The sequence below is a fragment of the Paraburkholderia phenoliruptrix genome, from assembly GCF_019511605.1.
Taxonomy (GTDB): domain Bacteria; phylum Pseudomonadota; class Gammaproteobacteria; order Burkholderiales; family Burkholderiaceae; genus Paraburkholderia; species Paraburkholderia phenoliruptrix_A.
Window position 1 is genome coordinate 92809 of sequence record NZ_JAEUAV010000003.1, and the last position, 16991, is coordinate 109799.

The 16991-nt window shown below is 65.9% G+C and carries 14 protein-coding genes; 11 read left to right on the plus strand and 3 right to left on the minus strand.

Translation table 11 applies throughout. From position 1 onward, the window contains the following. The first annotated feature begins 171 nt into the window (after nucleotides 1–171). The 9 genes from JNB89_RS06615 (at nucleotide 172) to JNB89_RS06655 (ending at nucleotide 10107) form a co-directional block, all read left to right on the plus strand. Nucleotides 172–918: an AzlC family ABC transporter permease gene (locus JNB89_RS06615; protein WP_220361707.1), complete on the plus strand. Its 747-nt coding sequence runs from the start codon at nucleotides 172–174 to the stop codon at nucleotides 916–918. After that, nucleotides 915–1238, plus strand: a complete 324-nt coding sequence (locus JNB89_RS06620; RefSeq protein WP_220361708.1) for an AzlD domain-containing protein — start codon at nucleotides 915–917, stop codon at nucleotides 1236–1238. The genes JNB89_RS06615 and JNB89_RS06620 overlap by 4 nt, the downstream gene beginning before the upstream one ends. A 269-nt stretch (nucleotides 1239–1507) precedes the next feature. Next, on the plus strand, nucleotides 1508–2701 hold the full coding sequence (locus JNB89_RS06625) for a phosphoglycerate kinase (protein WP_220361709.1): 1194 nt from the start codon (nucleotides 1508–1510) through the stop codon (nucleotides 2699–2701). A gap of 535 nt (nucleotides 2702–3236) precedes the next feature. After that, the gene (gene pyk, locus JNB89_RS06630; protein ID WP_013340395.1) at nucleotides 3237–4673 is read left to right on the plus strand and encodes a pyruvate kinase; all 1437 of its coding nucleotides are present in this window, start codon (nucleotides 3237–3239) and stop codon (nucleotides 4671–4673) included. 218 nt (nucleotides 4674–4891) lie between these two features. Beyond that, the gene (gene fba / locus JNB89_RS06635; protein WP_013340394.1) at nucleotides 4892–5956 is read left to right on the plus strand and encodes a class II fructose-bisphosphate aldolase; all 1065 of its coding nucleotides are present in this window, start codon (nucleotides 4892–4894) and stop codon (nucleotides 5954–5956) included. A gap of 143 nt (nucleotides 5957–6099) precedes the next feature. Continuing rightward, nucleotides 6100–6990, plus strand: coding sequence for a phosphoribosylaminoimidazolesuccinocarboxamide synthase (locus tag JNB89_RS06640; RefSeq protein WP_220361710.1), 891 nt, complete (start codon nucleotides 6100–6102; stop codon nucleotides 6988–6990). 125 nt (nucleotides 6991–7115) lie between these two features. Continuing rightward, complete coding sequence (gene purE, locus JNB89_RS06645) at nucleotides 7116–7634, plus strand: 5-(carboxyamino)imidazole ribonucleotide mutase (protein WP_220361711.1); 519 nt, start codon at nucleotides 7116–7118, stop codon at nucleotides 7632–7634. A gap of 192 nt (nucleotides 7635–7826) precedes the next feature. Beyond that, nucleotides 7827–9023 carry a 5-(carboxyamino)imidazole ribonucleotide synthase gene (locus JNB89_RS06650; protein WP_220361712.1) on the plus strand — a complete coding sequence of 399 codons (1197 nt, stop codon included), beginning with the start codon at nucleotides 7827–7829 and terminating at the stop codon, nucleotides 9021–9023. A 10-nt stretch (nucleotides 9024–9033) separates the two neighbouring features. Beyond that, the gene (locus JNB89_RS06655; RefSeq protein ID WP_220361713.1) at nucleotides 9034–10107 is read left to right on the plus strand and encodes an L-threonylcarbamoyladenylate synthase; all 1074 of its coding nucleotides are present in this window, start codon (nucleotides 9034–9036) and stop codon (nucleotides 10105–10107) included. A gap of 174 nt (nucleotides 10108–10281) precedes the next feature. Here the strand turns inward: JNB89_RS06655 and JNB89_RS06660 are convergent, their stop codons facing one another. The 3 genes from JNB89_RS06660 to dacB form a co-directional block, all read right to left on the minus strand. Then, nucleotides 10282–11535: an SGNH/GDSL hydrolase family protein gene (locus tag JNB89_RS06660; protein WP_013340389.1), complete on the minus strand. Its 1254-nt coding sequence runs from the start codon at nucleotides 11533–11535 to the stop codon at nucleotides 10282–10284. Between the two features lie 95 nt (nucleotides 11536–11630). Continuing rightward, complete coding sequence (locus tag JNB89_RS06665) at nucleotides 11631–12620, minus strand: sterol desaturase family protein (RefSeq protein ID WP_220361714.1); 990 nt, start codon at nucleotides 12618–12620, stop codon at nucleotides 11631–11633. A gap of 157 nt (nucleotides 12621–12777) precedes the next feature. Beyond that, nucleotides 12778–14487 carry a D-alanyl-D-alanine carboxypeptidase/D-alanyl-D-alanine endopeptidase gene (gene dacB, locus JNB89_RS06670; protein ID WP_220361715.1) on the minus strand — a complete coding sequence of 570 codons (1710 nt, stop codon included), beginning with the start codon at nucleotides 14485–14487 and terminating at the stop codon, nucleotides 12778–12780. 510 nt (nucleotides 14488–14997) lie between these two features. Here dacB and JNB89_RS06675 point away from each other — a divergent pair. Both JNB89_RS06675 and JNB89_RS06680 read left to right on the plus strand, forming a co-directional pair. Next, entirely contained in the window at nucleotides 14998–15660 is a 663-nt protein-coding gene (locus JNB89_RS06675; protein ID WP_013340385.1) for a response regulator, read from the plus strand. A 4-nt stretch (nucleotides 15661–15664) separates the two neighbouring features. Beyond that, a complete protein-coding gene (locus tag JNB89_RS06680; protein ID WP_220361716.1) occupies nucleotides 15665–16966 on the plus strand; it encodes an ATP-binding protein in 1302 nt (433 codons plus the stop codon). Nucleotides 16967–16991: the final 25 nt, after the last annotated feature.

Here is a 16991-nt window from a genome sequence, read left to right on the forward strand (position 1 = left end):
GCGTTATTTTAGCGTCATTTGCACACGAAACGGGCATCGGGACGCATGTCGGGCGCTATAATTCGGCGCACGCATAATTCGTATCCGGATGCGCCAGCGCGTGCTCGACGAGCTGGCGCCGGTTTTCCCCATTTTCCCACCGCGGCCTTCGGCGCCCGCGCTTTCCGCCTCATGCTCGCTCGCCTGTCAGATATCGATCGCCGCGCCTTCCGTGAGGGCGCCCGCGACTATTCGCCCACGCTCATGGCGATCTGCTCCTGGGGTCTCGTCACCGGCGTGGCGATGAGCAAGTCGGTGCTGACGCTGCCTCAGGCGCTCGCCATGTCGCTGCTGTGCTACGCCGGCTCGTCGCAACTGGCGGTACTGCCGCTGCTCGCGGCCAAGCTGCCGGTCTGGACAGTGCTTCTCACGGCCGCAATGGTCAATATGCGTTTCGTGATCTTCAGCGTGGGGCTCGCACCGCATTTTTCCTATCTGTCGATGTGGCGGCGGGTCGCGCTCGGCTACTTCAACGGCGACGTGATCTATCTGCTGTTCGTGAAGAAGAATTTCGCGACCGGTTACGTGCCGGGCAAGGAGGCGTACTTCTGGGGCATGGCGGTGTGCAGCTGGCTGTCGTGGCAGATCTCGTCCATTGCGGGCATCCTGCTCGCGAGCCTGATTCCGGACAACTGGGGGCTCGCGCTAGCCGGCACGCTGGCGCTTCTGCCAATTATGGTGGCGGCTATCGCCACGCGCTCCACGCTGGTGGCGGTGTGCATCGCGGGAATCGTGGCGCTGCTCGCGTTCGATCTGCCGTACCGGCTTGGGCTGCCGCTCGCAGTGATCGCCGCGATTCTCGCGGGCAGCGCCGCAGATTTGATGGCCGAGCGTGCCGACCTGCGACGCCTTCGCAGCCGCACGGGAGATTCGCAATGACCTCCGTGGAGATCTGGCTTGCCATTCTCGGCATGACCGTCGTCACCGCCGTGACACGCGCGATGTTTCTAATCGGCGGCGAGCGCACGGTCTTGCCCGGCCGCGTGCAGCGCATGCTGCGCTATGCGCCGGCGGCGGCGCTTGCCGCCGTGGTCTTGCCGGACGTGCTGGGTACACCGGACGGGCTGTCGTTCGCGCCGTCGAATCACGAGTTCTATGCGACGCTCGCCGGCCTCGGGTGGTTTTTGTGGCGCCGTACCATGCTCGGCACCATCATTGTCGGAATGGCCGTGTTCACGCTGTTGCGCGTCCTCATGTGAGCGATAGGGGCTGCTATGCCGCATTGCAGCATGGCCCGCGCGGCATTCGAATACGGGAGATTCGCCCGCGCGCGGGTCAGAAGGCAGTTGGGATCAGTTAAAATGCCGCTTTCGGGGATGAGCGCGCCGATGCGTGGCGCCCGCGCCGCGGGCCTGCCGACGGCCTCCCGCTGCGGGGAGCCGCCCTGCCGACGCGCTGGAGTTCACCGCGCTCGAAGCCGCGTGCGCCGTCCGCCACCGCCTTCTCATCAACTCGCCCACAAACGCCCATGAACAAGGTATTGCGTCTCTCCGATCTGATCGCCGAAGGCAAGCTGTCCGGCAAACGAGTGTTCATCCGCGCCGATCTGAACGTGCCGCAGGACGATCAAGGCAACATCACCGAAGACACCCGCATCCGCGCCTCCGTGCCGGCCGTCAAGGCCGCGCTCGAGGCGGGCGCTGCGGTGATGGTGACGTCGCATCTGGGCCGTCCGACCGAAGGCGATTTCAAGCCGGAAGACTCGCTCGCGCCGGTCGCCAGGCGCTTCGCGGAACTGCTGGGACGCGACGTGCCGCTCGTCGCCAACTGGGTGGAAAACGGCGTGAGCGTCGCACCGGGGCAGGTCGTGCTGCTGGAAAACTGCCGCGTGAACAAGGGTGAAAAGAAGGATTCCGACGAGCTCGCGCAAAAAATGGCGAAGCTCTGCGACATCTACGTGAACGACGCGTTCGGCACTGCGCACCGCGCCGAAGCCACCACGCACGGCATCGCGAAGTATGCGCCGGTGGCGTGCGCCGGTCCGCTGCTCGCGGCGGAGCTCGAAGCGCTCGGCAAGGCGCTCGGCGCGCCCAAGCGCCCGCTGGTCGCGATTGTCGCCGGGTCGAAGGTGTCGACCAAGCTGACCATCCTGAAGTCGCTGGCCGAGAAGGTGGACCAGCTGATCGTGGGCGGCGGCATTGCCAATACGTTCATGCTGGCCGCGGGTCTGAAGATCGGCAAATCGCTGGCCGAAGCCGATCTGGTGAACGAAGCCAAAGCCATTATCGACGCAGCGAAGGCGCGCGGCGCCTCGGTACCCATTCCCAGCGACGTGGTCACGGCGAAGGAGTTCTCGCCGACCGCCAAGGCCGAGATCAAGGCCGTCGCCGATGTCCAGGACGACGACATGATCCTCGACATCGGTCCGGAAACCGCAAAGACGCTTGCCGCGCAACTGGAAAAAGCCGGCACTATCGTGTGGAACGGCCCGGTCGGCGTGTTCGAATTCGACCAGTTCGGCAACGGCACGAAAACGCTGGCCGACGCGATCACAAGGTCGTCCGCGTTCTCGATTGCGGGCGGCGGCGATACCCTCGCTGCCATCGCCAAGTACGGCATCCACGACAAGGTCAGCTATATCTCGACGGGCGGCGGCGCCTTCCTCGAGTTCCTCGAAGGCAAGAAGCTGCCGGCCGTCGAAGTTCTGGAATCGCGGGCTTAACGTGGCGACGCGCTCCCCAACGGCGAAGTCCGCAAAAGTGAACGGTGAGCGCGGCAAGCCGCGCGACACCGCGGCAGCGACGGCAGGGGAGCGCACGGCGCGCTCTGGCGAGGCCGCCGCTGCTACTGCCACTGCCGCGGCCACGGCAGCCAGGGAGTCCGAGCTTGCCAGCACGGTTGCCGCCGCGCTGGCCACCTCGCTGGCGGGGGCGGCAGAAGCTCCGCCGCCAGCAACAGATTCAGAAGTAACCGAGGCGCCTGCCGCCTCCGTGGAGTCGACCGCCGCGGAAGGTTCGGCGGCATCGTCCAGCATTGCAGTGGACGAAGCCGCCGCGCCCTCTGCGGAACTCCCGGAGGCGGAAGTCGTCCTCGCCACCCCGCCGGCGCTTCGCGTGCCGGTGTCGAACACCGCTTCACCCCATAAAGCGACGCTGGTTTCAACCGGCGCGCAGCCCCCGGCACCATCTTTCGGTGCGCAGCCTCCGCATCCGACTCGCAGCGCTCTTTCCAGCGATCCCATCCAGACGAGGAGACTCATGCATCGCGCCACCAAGATTGTCGCTACCATCGGACCGGCTTCCAGTACGCCGGAGATCCTGCTGCAAATGATTCAGGCAGGCGCCGACGTGGTGCGGCTCAATTTCTCGCACGGCACCGCGGACGACCACCGCCAGCGCGCCGAGTTCGTGCGCGAGGCGGCTCGCCAGGCGGGCCGTGAGGTCGCCATCATGGCGGACCTGCAAGGCCCGAAGATCCGGGTCGGCAAATTCGAGAACGGCAAGGTCACGCTCAACTCGGGTGATCCGTTCATCCTCGACGCCGACTGTGAGCTCGGCAACCAGGAGCGCGCGGGCCTCGACTACAAGGACCTGCCGCGCGACCTGAAGCCCGGCGACGTGCTGCTGCTCAACGACGGCCTGATCGTGCTGAACGTGCAGCGCGTGATCGGCAACGAGATCCATACGATCGTGAAGATCGGCGGCGACCTGTCGAACAACAAGGGCATCAACCGCCAGGGCGGCGGCCTGTCGGCGCCGGCGCTGACTGCCAAGGACATGGAAGACATTCGCACGGCAATGGCGCTCGGCGTCGATTTCGTCGCGGTATCGTTTCCAAAGAACGCGACCGACATGGAAATGGCGCGCCAACTGGCGAACATCGCCGGCGCGCCGTACGGCATCAAGCCGAAGATGATCGCCAAAATCGAGCGCGCGGAAGCCATTCCGGCGCTGCAAGGCATTCTGGACGCGTCGGACGGCATCATGGTGGCGCGCGGCGATCTCGCGGTGGAGGTGGGCAATGCCGCAGTCCCCGCGCTGCAAAAGCGCATGATTCGTATGGCGCGCGAGTCGAACAAGTTCGTGATCACCGCGACCCAGATGATGGAGTCGATGATCTACGCGCCGGTACCCACGCGCGCGGAAGTCTCCGACGTCGCCAACGCGGTGCTCGACGGCACGGACGCGGTGATGCTGTCGGCGGAATCGGCGGCGGGTAAGTACCCGGTGCAGACCATCGAAACAATGGCGGCCATCTGCATCGAAGCGGAGAAGTCGGAGCAGTCGGAACTGGACAAGGATTTCCTCGACCGCACGTTCACGCGCATCGACCAGTCCATCGCGATGGGCGCGCTTTTCACCGCGTTTCATCTGGGCGCGAAGGCGATCGTGGCGTTGACCGAATCCGGCTCGACCGCGCTGTGGATGTCGCGTCACTGGACGCACGTGCCGATCTTCGCGCTCACGCCGCGGGTCGGCAGCGAGCGGGCCATGGCGCTGTACCGCAACGTGACTTCGCTGCATCTCGACACCAACACCGACCGCGACACGGCGTTGCAACAGGCGTTGGAGACGGTGGTCAGCAAGGGCTATGCGTCGCGTGGCGACATGGTGGTGCTGACCGTCGGCGAGCCGATGGGCCAGGCCGGCGGCACGAATACGCTGAAGATCGTACGGGTCGGCGAGCCGTATTGATCTGCGGCACTGCTCGACTGGCACAGGCTTGATCGAAGGAAGCAGACTGTCGTACCCGGTGATTGCGCGTCGGTCGCATCGGCGACTGCCGCGGGGCACAGCGCCCTGCGTTGCGCGCGGTGGCCAGGGCGCGAACGGGTATGCGGTTTGCTTCGCGACGAGATCGCCCAAAAGATGCCGGCGGCACAAGAATTCGTTTCAATCTAAGGAGTTACAGCATGCCTCTCGTATCAATGCGTCAACTGCTGGACCATGCCGCTGAAAACGGCTACGGCCTTCCGGCATTCAACGTGAACAACCTGGAGCAGGTGCAGGCGATCATGGCGGCGGCCGACAAGGTCAACGCACCGGTCATCATGCAGGCTTCGGCCGGCGCGCGTAAGTACGCGGGTGAAGCGTTCCTGCGCCATCTGATCGAAGCGGCGGTCGAGTCCTATCCGCACATTCCGGTCGTGATGCACCAGGACCATGGCCAGTCGCCGGCGGTCTGCATGGCGGCGATCCGCAGCGGCTTCACCAGCGTGATGATGGACGGCTCGCTGGAAGCAGACGGCAAGACCGTCGCGTCGTACGAGTACAACGTGGAGGTGTCGCGCAAGGTCGTGGAAGCCGCGCACTCGATCGGCGTCACGGTGGAAGCGGAGCTGGGCGTGCTCGGTTCGCTGGAAACCATGAAGGGCGACAAGGAAGACGGCCACGGCGCGGAAGGCACGATGACCCGCGAACAGCTGCTGACCGACCCCGAGCAGGCCGCCGACTTCGTCAAGCTCACGCAGTGCGACGCGCTGGCCATCGCGATCGGCACGTCCCACGGCGCGTACAAGTTCAGCAAGAAGCCCACGGGCGACATCCTGTCGATCCAGCGCATCAAGGAAATTCACCAGCGCATTCCGAACACGCACCTGGTGATGCACGGATCTTCGTCGGTGCCGCAGGAGTTGCTCGCGGAAATCCGCGAATTCGGCGGCGACATGAAGGAAACCTACGGCGTGCCGGTCGAGGAAATTCAGGAAGGCATCAAGCACGGCGTGCGCAAGGTCAATATCGACACCGACCTGCGCCTTGCGATCACCGGCGCGATCCGCCGCTATATGGCGACCAATCCGTCGAAGTTCGATCCGCGCGACTACCTGAAGCCGGCGCGCGAAGCCGCCATGAAGATCTGTATCGAGCGCTACACGCAATTCGGCTGTGAAGGCCAGGCCGGCAAGATCAAGCCGGTTTCGCTTGATAAAATTGCGGAGAAGTACAAGTCGGGCGAACTCGCGCAAGTGGTCCGCTAAGCGGTACTTGCGTCGACGTTTGGCTCTGCACCTGGCCGTCCGGCCAGGTTGTCGTCAGATCGCCGTTCCCGCATCATCCGGGGAACGGCGTTTCCCTTTTGTTCCGGTCACACTTTTTGCCTCATTTTTAGCGAACCACGACGATGTCTACCCTTTACGAATCCACGCTCCGCTCGCTGCCGCTGCTCGGCCGCGGTAAAGTCCGCGACAACTACGCAGTGGGCAACGACCAGTTGCTGATCGTCACGACCGACCGTCTGTCGGCGTTCGACGTGATCATGGGCGAGCCGATTCCGAACAAGGGACGCGTGCTCAACGAGATGGCGAACTTCTGGTTCGAAAAGCTCAAGCACGTGGTGCCGAATCACCTGACGGGCGTCGCGCCCGAGTCGGTCGTGGCGGCGGACGAAGTCGAGCAGGTCAAGGGCCGCGCGGTGGTGGTCAAGCGCCTCGAGCCGATTCTCGTCGAAGCGGTGGTGCGCGGCTATCTGGCAGGCAGCGGCTGGAAAGACTACCAGGCGACCGGTTCGGTGTGCGGCGTGCAACTGCCGCCGGGTCTGCAGAACGCGCAAAAGCTGCCGGAGCCGATCTTCACGCCGGCGGCCAAGGCCGAAATGGGCCACCACGACGAGAACATCACATACGACGAGATGGAGCGCCGCATCGGCACCGAATTGTCGGCCACGATCCGCGACATCTCTATCCGGCTCTACAAGGAAGCGGCGGATTACGCTGCCACGCGCGGCATCATCATCGCGGATACCAAGTTCGAGTTCGGTCTGGACAACCACGGCAAGCTGTATCTGATGGACGAGGCGCTGACCGCCGACTCGTCCCGCTTCTGGCCGGCCGATCAGTATCAGGTGGGCACCAATCCGCCGTCGTTCGACAAGCAGTTCGTGCGCGACTGGCTCGAAACGCAGGACTGGGCGAAAGAGCCGCCCGCGCCGAAGCTGCCGGACGACGTGGTGCAAAAGACGGGCGAGAAGTATCAGGAAGCGCTCGAACGTCTGACCGGGCACAAGCTCGTCTGATCCAAAACCGCGAACCGCAAGCCGCAACTCAGCCGGCCGTGAACAGTCGGCTGCAACAGCCAATTGCAACAGAAAGCTGCGGGACAGCAAGCCGCAACAGCAAGCCGCAAACAGGAAGCCGCAAGATGAGTGAAGCACAAACCGCCCATACGCATGGCGCGCCGGTTGTCGGCGTGCTGATGGGCTCCAGCTCCGACTGGGAAGTCATGAAGAACGCCGTGGCGATTCTGCAGGAGTTCGGCGTGCCGTACGAAGCCCGGGTCGTTTCCGCGCACCGCATGCCGGACGACATGTTCGCCTATGCTGAAAGCGCGCGCGAGCGCGGCATCCGCGCGATCATTGCGGGCGCGGGCGGCGCGGCGCATCTGCCGGGCATGCTGGCGGCCAAGACCACGGTGCCGGTGCTCGGCGTGCCGGTGGCGAGCAAGTACCTGAAGGGCGTCGACTCGCTGCATTCAATCGTGCAGATGCCCAAGGGCGTGCCGGTCGCGACCTTTGCTATCGGCGAAGCCGGCGCGGCGAATGCGGCGCTCTTCGCCGTATCGATACTGAGCGGCACGAGCGCGGAATACGCGGACAAGCTGGCGGCGTTCCGGGTTCGCCAGAACGAAGCGGCTCACGCAATGGTGTTGCCGGCGCTGTAAGGCCGGTTTGATAGACGCGCTGATGAACGGACCTCGGCCAAAGCGCCGGCCGGAGAACCGCGCGATAGGCCGGGGCGATACCCGGCTGCGGCGCAATCAGCGATAGTGACAGGACCTTCCCTGTCTGACCTACCGGCCAGGCGCGTGCCGCTGCAGAACTGCATGCACGCCGGGCCGCGACCGACCACCAAGATGAATCCAGACAACACACCGGTTTCACCGATTCTGCCCGGCGCATGGCTTGGCATGGTCGGTGGCGGCCAGCTCGGCCGCATGTTCTGCTTTGCCGCGCAGGCAATGGGCTACCGCGTCGCCGTGCTCGACCCGGACGAAAGCAGCCCGGCGGGCGCCGTTGCCGATCGCCACTTGCGCGCGGCCTACGACGATGAAGCGTCGTTGACCGAACTCGCGCGGCTGTGCGCGGCCGTGTCGACCGAATTCGAGAACGTTCCGGCCGCGAGCCTCGACTTTCTCGCGAAGACAACGTTCGTCAGCCCGGCGGGCCGTTGCGTTGCCGTGGCTCAGGATCGTATCGCCGAGAAGCGCTTTATCGCGTCGTCGGGCGTGACGGTTGCGCCGCACGTGGTGATCGAGTCGTCAGACACGCTCGCCGCGCTCGACGATGCGCAACTCGAAGCGGTGCTGCCCGGCATCCTCAAGACGGCACGCATGGGTTACGACGGCAAAGGCCAGGTGCGCGTGCGCAACGCGGAAGAAGTGCGCGAGGCGCATGCGTCGCTCGGCGGCGTGCCGTGCGTGCTGGAAAAGCGCCTGCCGCTCAAGTTCGAGGTGTCCGCGCTGATGGCGCGCGGCTCCAACGGCGCGTCGGTGGTTTATCCGCTGGCGCAGAACACGCACCGCGACGGCGTGCTGTCGCACACCATCGTGCCCGCGCCGGACGCGAGCCCGACGCTCGTCGAGCAGGCGCAGCAGGCCGCGCTGCAGATCGCCGGCAAGCTCGGCTATGTGGGCGTGCTGTGCGTCGAATTCTTCGTTCTCGAAGACGGTTCGCTGGTGGCCAACGAAATGGCGCCGCGTCCGCACAACTCGGGCCACTACACCGTCGACGCGTGCGCGACCAGCCAGTTCGAACAGCAGGTGCGCGCAATGACCGGCATGCCGCTTGGCGACACGCGCCAGCATTCGCCGGCCGTCATGCTGAACATTCTTGGCGATGTCTGGTTTCCGGACGGCCCGAAGGGCGCGTCGGTCACGCCGCCCTGGCACGAGGTGGCGGCCATGCCGGCTGCGCGTCTGCATCTGTACGGCAAGGAGGAGGCGCGTTGCGGCCGCAAGATGGGTCACGTGAACTTCACGGCGGCGTCGCTCGAAGAAGCACGCACGGCGGCGCGCGATTGTGCGCGGCTCCTGCATATCCCCACGAGCTGACGCGCGCGCCATGCCCGATCGACAGAACTCCGGCCAGGCCGATCGTCCTCAGGAAGCCGTCGCCAACGTGCTGCCCGTCACCGCCGCGCAAATCGAGCATGCGGCGGCGCTGCTCGACGCGGGCGGCCTCGTCGCGTTCCCCACGGAGACGGTCTACGGCCTGGGTGGCGACGCCCAGAACCCGGACGCCGTCGCGCGCATCTATGCGGCGAAGGGCCGGCCGGCGAATCATCCGGTGATCGTGCATCTGGCGCCGCAGGGCGATCCCGGCTACTGGGTCGAGCAACTGCCCCAGGAGGCGCAGCGCCTGATCGACGCGTTCTGGCCGGGCCCGCTCACGCTGATCCTGAAGCGGGCGGCGCGCATACCGGCGGCGGTCAGCGGCGGGCAGGATTCCGTCGGCTTGCGTTGTCCGTCGCACCCGGTGGCGCAGGCGCTGCTGGAAGCCTTCAGCGCGCTGCGCAGCGGGCATGGCGGTGTGGCGGCGCCGTCGGCGAACCGGTTTGGGCACGTGAGCCCGACCACCGCGCAGCATGTGCGCGACGAATTCGGCACGGCGATTCATGTGCTCGACGGCGGCGCGTCGGACGTCGGCATAGAGTCCACCATTCTGGATTTGTCGCGGGGTTTCCCCGCGTTGCTGCGGCCGGGCCGTGTCACGCCGCAAGAAATCGCCGACGTGCTTGGCGAGGCGCCGCGCCTGCCCGACGGTTCCGACGCCACCGCGCCGCGCGCCTCCGGCACGCTAAAGGCGCACTACGCGCCGCGCACACCGCTCGCTTTGTTGCCGTTCAACGCGCTGGAGCCGTTGCTCGCGGGGCGTGCACCCGGCGAGCGCGTCGCGCTCGTCGCGCGGGCGTCGCGAGCGGGCCAGTGGGCCGACGCCGAGGGCGTGCACTTCATTGCCGCGCCTGAAGATCCGCACGTCTACGCACGCGAGCTGTACGGCTTGCTGCGCGCGCTGGATCGCGCGAACGTCGCGCGGATTCTGATCGAGAAACTGCCTGATACGATCGAGTGGATCGCGGTGAACGACCGGCTTGGCCGGGCTGCCGCGGCGTTCGAGGCGCAAAGCCAGACCTGAGCTCGTCGACGCGGTTTTTCGCAGGCGGCGCGTGACTGGCGTCCAAATAGAAAACGCCTGGCTTGTCTATCGAACGAGTCGATAAGAAGAGCCAGGCGTTTTTTTAATTTCCGCGCTGCCGAACCCGCGCAAGTCGAACCCGCGCAAGACAAAAACGCGCGGCCGCTTGCCGGCTTATTTACCGAGGCCGGTCGCCGCGATCTGCTGCTGCACGTACTGCGCGAACAATGCGTGCATGTGCGTGCTGGGGTGGACGGTGTCCGCGAACATATAGGTCTGGTCCGCGCCGGCCACCGTGTAGGTCTGCGGCGAGCAGAACAGCGAGGAGCCGAACTGGGCGCCATACTGCTCCGGAGTCAGCCCGTTGGTCGCGCTCGGATTGGCGCGGGCGTAGGCGGTCGCATTGCTCTGCATGGCAGTGAGGTTGCAGGCCGTGCCGGTGTTCGACACCGTGAAGCCAAGCGCCTTGTAGTTCGGCAACTGCTGGTCCTGCCACGCGAACGCATCGACCACGATCACCTTGCCCGTGCCGAGAAGGCCGAGCGCCGTGAGGTTCTGCACGAACATGTAGTTGTACGCTGCAGCGATACCAGACAGCAGCGCGGCCGAACCCGGCGTGCTTGCATTCGCGGCGACGCCGAGCGGCGTGTTGCCGATGTCCGGCACGGTCGACACCACCACGTGAGTCGCGCCCGAGTTGACGATGGTCTTCACTTGCGCGGCGAGCTGCGTGGCCGCCTGGGCAACCTGCGGGTTAGGCAGTTTCGACAGGTAGCTGACGATGAACGCGACCTGGCCTGCCTGCGTGTTGGGCAGCGTGCCGGCCTGCACGAGCAGCGGGAATTGCGTCTGTAGCGCGGTGCCGAGCGCTGTCAGATTCGCGGTGTTCTCCGCGAACTGGAAAATGTCGTTCGCGCCGCCGTTCACCAGCACGAGCTGGTTCGAGTTGAAGCTGCTGTGCGCATTCAGGTAGTTCGCAACCTGGGTCACGATGGGCACTGTGGTGGCGGCCATGTTGTTCGGCGCCCAGCCTTTGCCTTGAGCATTGACCACGTCCGAGCCGCCCTGCGCATAACCGTAGCCGCCTGCCGCGACGAGCGGCTGGCCGAAGCCGCCGAGGTAGGCCGGCTTCAACGTATCGCCGTAATACGCTGCGACCTTCTGCGTCCATACTTCACCGGGGTTGGTCGTGAAGCGGCCGCCGCCGAAACTGGACTGGATAACCGGTGCATACGTGCCGACATCCGACAGGCTGTCGCCAAACGAAACCACCTGCAGTTTCACGCCGCCCGCCGGCGTGCTCGTGGCTGAGTTGTTGTTGTCGTCGCCGCCGCCGCCGCAAGCGGCGAGCAGCGCAAATGCGGCGCTCGCCGCGGCGATTTGCGTGACGCGCAACCAATGCTGTTTCCTCGATGCTGTTTGCTTCATGTTGGCTACATCTCCTCGTATGTCTGGCCCTTGCGCCATGTATTGCAGGCCGCGCCCGCCGCGTCGGCGGCGTGACGACAGCTTACAGAATCTTCCTACGTCTGCGTCTTGCTGGAAATAGGGTTGTTGTCGTTGATGCCGGTGTGCGTCGGCGTGCTGACGGTAGCGGCCATGCCGGCCGTGCAGTGAGGCGCCGGGCCCGCCGTCGCACCCGCCATGCGCCGCGCGTGAAAACCGGCGGCCCACGCGGGCGGCGCAAAGAGCGCACGCAGTTTGTCGCGCACGCCGCGCGCGGTGGCGACGTCGTGCGCCATCGACACCCATTCGTGGAACGTCGCCTTCAGCGGGTTGTACGTATGAAACGGCTCGACGATGCCGTAGACGGGCGGCTCGCGCGAATCTTCGTCGACGTAGGTGCCGAACAGCCGGTCCCAGATCACGAGCACGCCCGCATAGTTGCGGTCGATGTAGCGGTCGTTGCGCGCGTGATGCACGCGATGGATGGACGGCGTGTTGAACACATATTCGACCCAGGCAAACCGACCGCTGAACTTGCGGACGAGCTGGGTATGCACGAAAAACTGGAAGCCCAGGTTGATCAGCACGATTGCGACGATCTGCTTCGGCGGAAAACCGAGCACGGCGAGCGGCACCCAGAAGAGCCACATGCCGGCGAGCGGATACATGAGGCTTTGCCTGAACGCGGTCGAGAAATTCAGCCGCTCCGACGAGTGATGCACAACATGCGCGGCCCACAGCCAGCGCACGCGATGGCTGCAACGGTGAAACACGTAGTAGAGCAAATCCTGTGCAACGAACAGCACGGTGAACGGGAGCCAACCGGCCTGCCACGTATGCACGCGGTAGTGGTCGTAGAAAAACGCATAGACGGGGACGATGGCGAGCCACGCAAGCTTGTCGGCCGCTTGCTGCAACAGCGCGAGCGCCGCATTGCAGAGCGTGTCGCGCCAGTTGTAGAGCGCCGCGCCGGGGCGCGTTCGCCGCAGGTGCCACGCCTCCCAGCCGATACATGCGAGAAAGACTGGCGCCATGGCGAGCAGCAGCAATTCGGCATCGAATTGCATGGTGTCTTCCTCCGTGGTCCCTTGCCGCCGCGGGACGTGCCGCGGTGTTCTGTCGTGGGTTGTTGTTATGGCTCGAGCGCGCCGCGCGGCTCGCACACTGCCCGACAGCGTACACGGTTAAGCGCGTGCCGCGCGCGGCCTTCGTTAGAAGGAATCCTCAATGGGCGTCGCGCTTGCGCGGGTTTTTCCTGGGCTTCGCGCGCGGTGCAGCGCTTGCCTTTTCGGCGGCCGGCGCTGAGACAGTGGTAAAGCCCGTGGTCGGTCCTTGGTAGACCCATTCGAGCAGCGCGTCGTGCGCGGCGCGCGCAGCTTCGGAGTGCGGATCGTTGATGAAGCTCACCACGACATAGCTGTTGCCGTCAGCCGATGCCACGTACCCTGCAATCGCCCGCACGTCGCGCAGCGTGCCGGTCTTGATCTGCGCATTGCCGCCCGCGCCCTGATTGGTGAGACGGTTGCGCATGGTGCCGTCGACGCCCGCAATCGGCAGCGACTGCACGAACACCTGAGCGACCGGGCTCGCGTTGGCCCGTTGCAGGAGATCGGCGAGCGAGAGCGCGGTGAGATGCTCGTCGCGCGAGAGCCCCGAGCCGTTGTCGAGCGACAGATATTGCATCTCGACGCTGTCGCGGCGCAGGAACGCCTCGATTGCGCGCGCGGATTTGGCGGGCGTGGCGGGTGGCTTTTCCTCGACCGCGCCGATCGTCAGGAACAGGTTGCGCGCCATCGTGTTGTTGCTGAACTTGTTGATGTCGCGAACGATGTCCGACAGCAGCGGCCCCTGATGCGTGGCCACCAGTTTCGCGCCGACCGGCACCGCGCCTTCGCGCGTGGCCCCGCTGAAGGTGCCGCCGGTCTGCTGCCACAGCGCGAGAAAGCCGCCCGCGAAGAACGCCGAATGATCGAGCACCGCGACGTTGACGGTGCGCGGGCCGCAGCGCACTGGGTAGTCGCCGGCAAACGACGCGACGACCGTGCCGTTCGGCGTCGGTGTGACGGCGGGCGAGACCGAAGCCGCTTCCCCGCGGCACGGGCCGTTGACCGCGCGCATCTGATTGTCGATTTGCAACTGCGCGAGCGCGGGCAGCACGTCGATGGCGACGGTGCCGTCCGGCGACGGCGTCAGCGTGAACGACAGCGATTTGAACGCGTACAGCAGCGGGTCGGGACCGACGTTGTACGGCGCGCTGGTGTCGTCGTCGAAGGCGGGCAGGTCGCGCGTGGACACATCGAAGTAGCGCTTGTCGAGCACGAGCGCGCCGTCTATGCCGCGAATTCCCGCCTTGTGAATCTTCTGCACGAGGTCGATCAGTTCCTCCGGCACGAGCTTCGGATCGCCCGTGCCCTGAATGTAGAGATTGCCGTGCAGCACGCCGTTGGCGTCGAGCGTGCCGTCTGCATAGGCGCTGGTGCGCCACCGGTAGTCGGGGCCGAGAATCGACAGGCCGGCGTAGGTGGTGACGAGTTTCATCGTCGACGCGGGCATCATCGGCTTGCCCGCGTTCAATGCGACGATCGGCGTGCGGTCGCCGACTTTCTCGACGACCACGCTGACCGACGACAAGGGCACGCGCGCGCGCTGCAAGCCGACCATCACCGACTGCGGCAACACGGTGCTGACGTTTATGCCCGGATGCGTGGCCTTGACGCGCGCGTCGGCCGCAACCGGCAGGCATGCCGCGCCGGCTAGCGCGGCGCACACGACGAGCCGCGCGCTCGTACGAGACGCGCTGCCGCGCGGCGACATGGGGGGAACGCAGGGGGCGGTCGGGGAAGCGGTGACAGCGGTGAAAGCAGAGGTTGCGCGTAAATGCAGCGCCGCGTGACGAAGATGGCGTGCGACAGAAGACAGGAAAGCGTGCGTCATGAACGGGCGAGAGAGCAAAATATCGGGGCGTGGGGCACGCGGCAATTCAAATTGGGTCAAAACAAAGCGTGAACAGGCCGCACAGCAACTGTCGGCGAGGCCCATTCGTAAATCTGCTGTGCGCTTCGCCGCGGCAAATGTAGCAAATGCGGGACGGGCGGCAAGCGCAGCGAACGCGGCAAATACGGCAAACGCAGCGAATACGGAGAGCTAGCAAAGCGCGGCGCTGGCCGTTCGCGCCCGTGCCCGAGCGCAATCCGGCTCAGCAAGCGAATCACCCCGCAGGGCCTCACGCTCGCGTCCATAGCCGCGCTCGGACAGCCGAAGCGCCGCGCGACGCAAAGCGCCCATTGTAGTGACATGCCGCCGGCCCGCGGTGATAAAAGCGCCACACGGCTCATAGGTTCACACTGCGGCCTCACGCGGCAACGTCACGCGGCAACGTCGTCCGGCGCACAGGCCGGGGCGGGCGCTAGAATGCGGCATCATCGAATGTAAGGAAACGTGACCATGCGCATCTTGCTAGTCGAAGACGACCGGATGATCGCGGAAGGCGTGCGCAAGGCGCTGCGCGGTGAAGGCTTCGCGGTCGACTGGGTGGAAGACGGCGAAGCGGCGCTCAGCGCGGCGACGAGCCAACCGTACGATCTGGTGCTGCTCGACCTTGGACTACCCAAACGCGACGGCCTGGACGTGTTGCGCGCGCTGCGCGCCCGCGGCCACGCGCTGCCGGTGCTGATCGTCACGGCGCGCGACGCAGTGGCCGACCGCGTGAAGGGCCTCGACGCCGGTGCGGACGATTACCTCGTCAAGCCGTTCGATCTCGACGAACTCGGCGCGCGCATGCGGGCTCTGATCCGCCGCCAGTCCGGCCGCAGCGATTCGACGATCCGCCACGGCAATCTGACGCTCGACCCAGCGTCGCATCAGGTGACGCTCGAGGGCGCGCCGGTGGCTCTGTCTGCGCGCGAGTTCGCGCTGCTGGAGGCGCTCCTCGCGCGGCCGGGCGCGGTGCTCTCGAAGAGCCAGCTCGAAGAAAAAATGTACGGCTGGGGCGAGGAGATCGGCAGCAACACCGTCGAAGTCTACATACACGCGCTACGCAAGAAGCTCGGCGCGGATCTCATCCGCAATGTGCGTGGGCTCGGCTACATGATCGCGAAGGAAGCCTGAGCCGATGCGATCCATCCGCCGTCAATTGCTGGTGTGGCTGCTTGCGCTCGTGCTGCTTGGCGTCGGCTTTGCGGGCTGGCTGATCTATCGCCAGGCGCTTGCCGAGGCGAACGAGCTGTTCGATTACCAGTTGGAACAGATCGCGGCGGCGTTGCCGTCCGAACCGTTCTCGCAGGTGCTGGGTTCGCGCGATACGGGCGACGAAGGCATCGTGCTGCAAATCTGGAATCGCAACGGCGTGCTCATGTACTACTCGCGGCCGCGCGCGCCGCTCGCGCCGCGCGCCGAACTGGGGTTCTCGACCGAGCGCACGGAACGCGGCGAGTGGCGCGTGTACGGCGCGATTGTCGGTGATAACGTCGTGCAGCTGGCGCAGCCGCTTTCGGTGCGCAACCGGCTCGCCGCCGACGTCGCCTTGCGCACGCTGTGGCCGTTGATCGTGCTCCTGCCGGTGCTCGGGCTCGCGGTGTGGGTGGTGATCGGACGCGGGCTGCGGCCTTTGCGGCGCGTGACGAGTGCGCTCGACACGCGCCATCCGGAGGCGCTCGATCCATTGCCCGACCAGCGTCTGCCGCTCGAGGTGCAGCCGCTCGTGCGTGCGCTGAACGGGCTGTTGCAGCGGCTTGCTACGGCGCTCGACATCCAGAAGGCGTTTGTCGCTGACGCGGCGCACGAACTGCGCACGCCGCTCGCGGCCGTGCAGATTCAGGCGCAACTGGTCGCGCGCGCGAAAGACGACGCCGCGCGCGACGAAGCGCTCGCGGATCTGCAAACCGGCGTGACGCGCGCCACGCGCCTCGCCGAGCAACTGCTCGCGCTCGCGCGCTCCGAGCCCGACGGCCTTGCCGTGACCGATGCCGTCGACCTGCGCGCGTTGCTCTCGGACTGCGTGCTCGCCTATGCGCCGCTCGCGCAAAATCGCGGCGTCGATCTCGGCATCGAGGCGAACGAGGCGGCGACCGTGATCGGCGATCCGGAATCGTTGCGCGTGATGTTCAACAACCTCGTTGACAACGCAACCAAGTACACGCCGCGCGGCGGATGCGTCGACGTGAGCCTGCACGTCGAAGACGGGCATCCCGTGGTGCGTATCGCCGACAGCGGACCTGGCATCGAGCCCGCTGAGCGCGACCGCGTGTTCGACCGCTTCTACCGCGCGGGTGCCGGCGAAAATCGCGTGCGCACGGACGTGGCGGGCAGCGGCCTCGGCCTTGCCATTGTGCGGCGCATTGCAACCCAGCATCATGCGACAGTGTCGCTCGACGAATCGTCGGCCGGCGGGCTCAAAGTCACCGTGCGCTTCTGAGTGCGAACGTTTCAGTTTCCTTTCG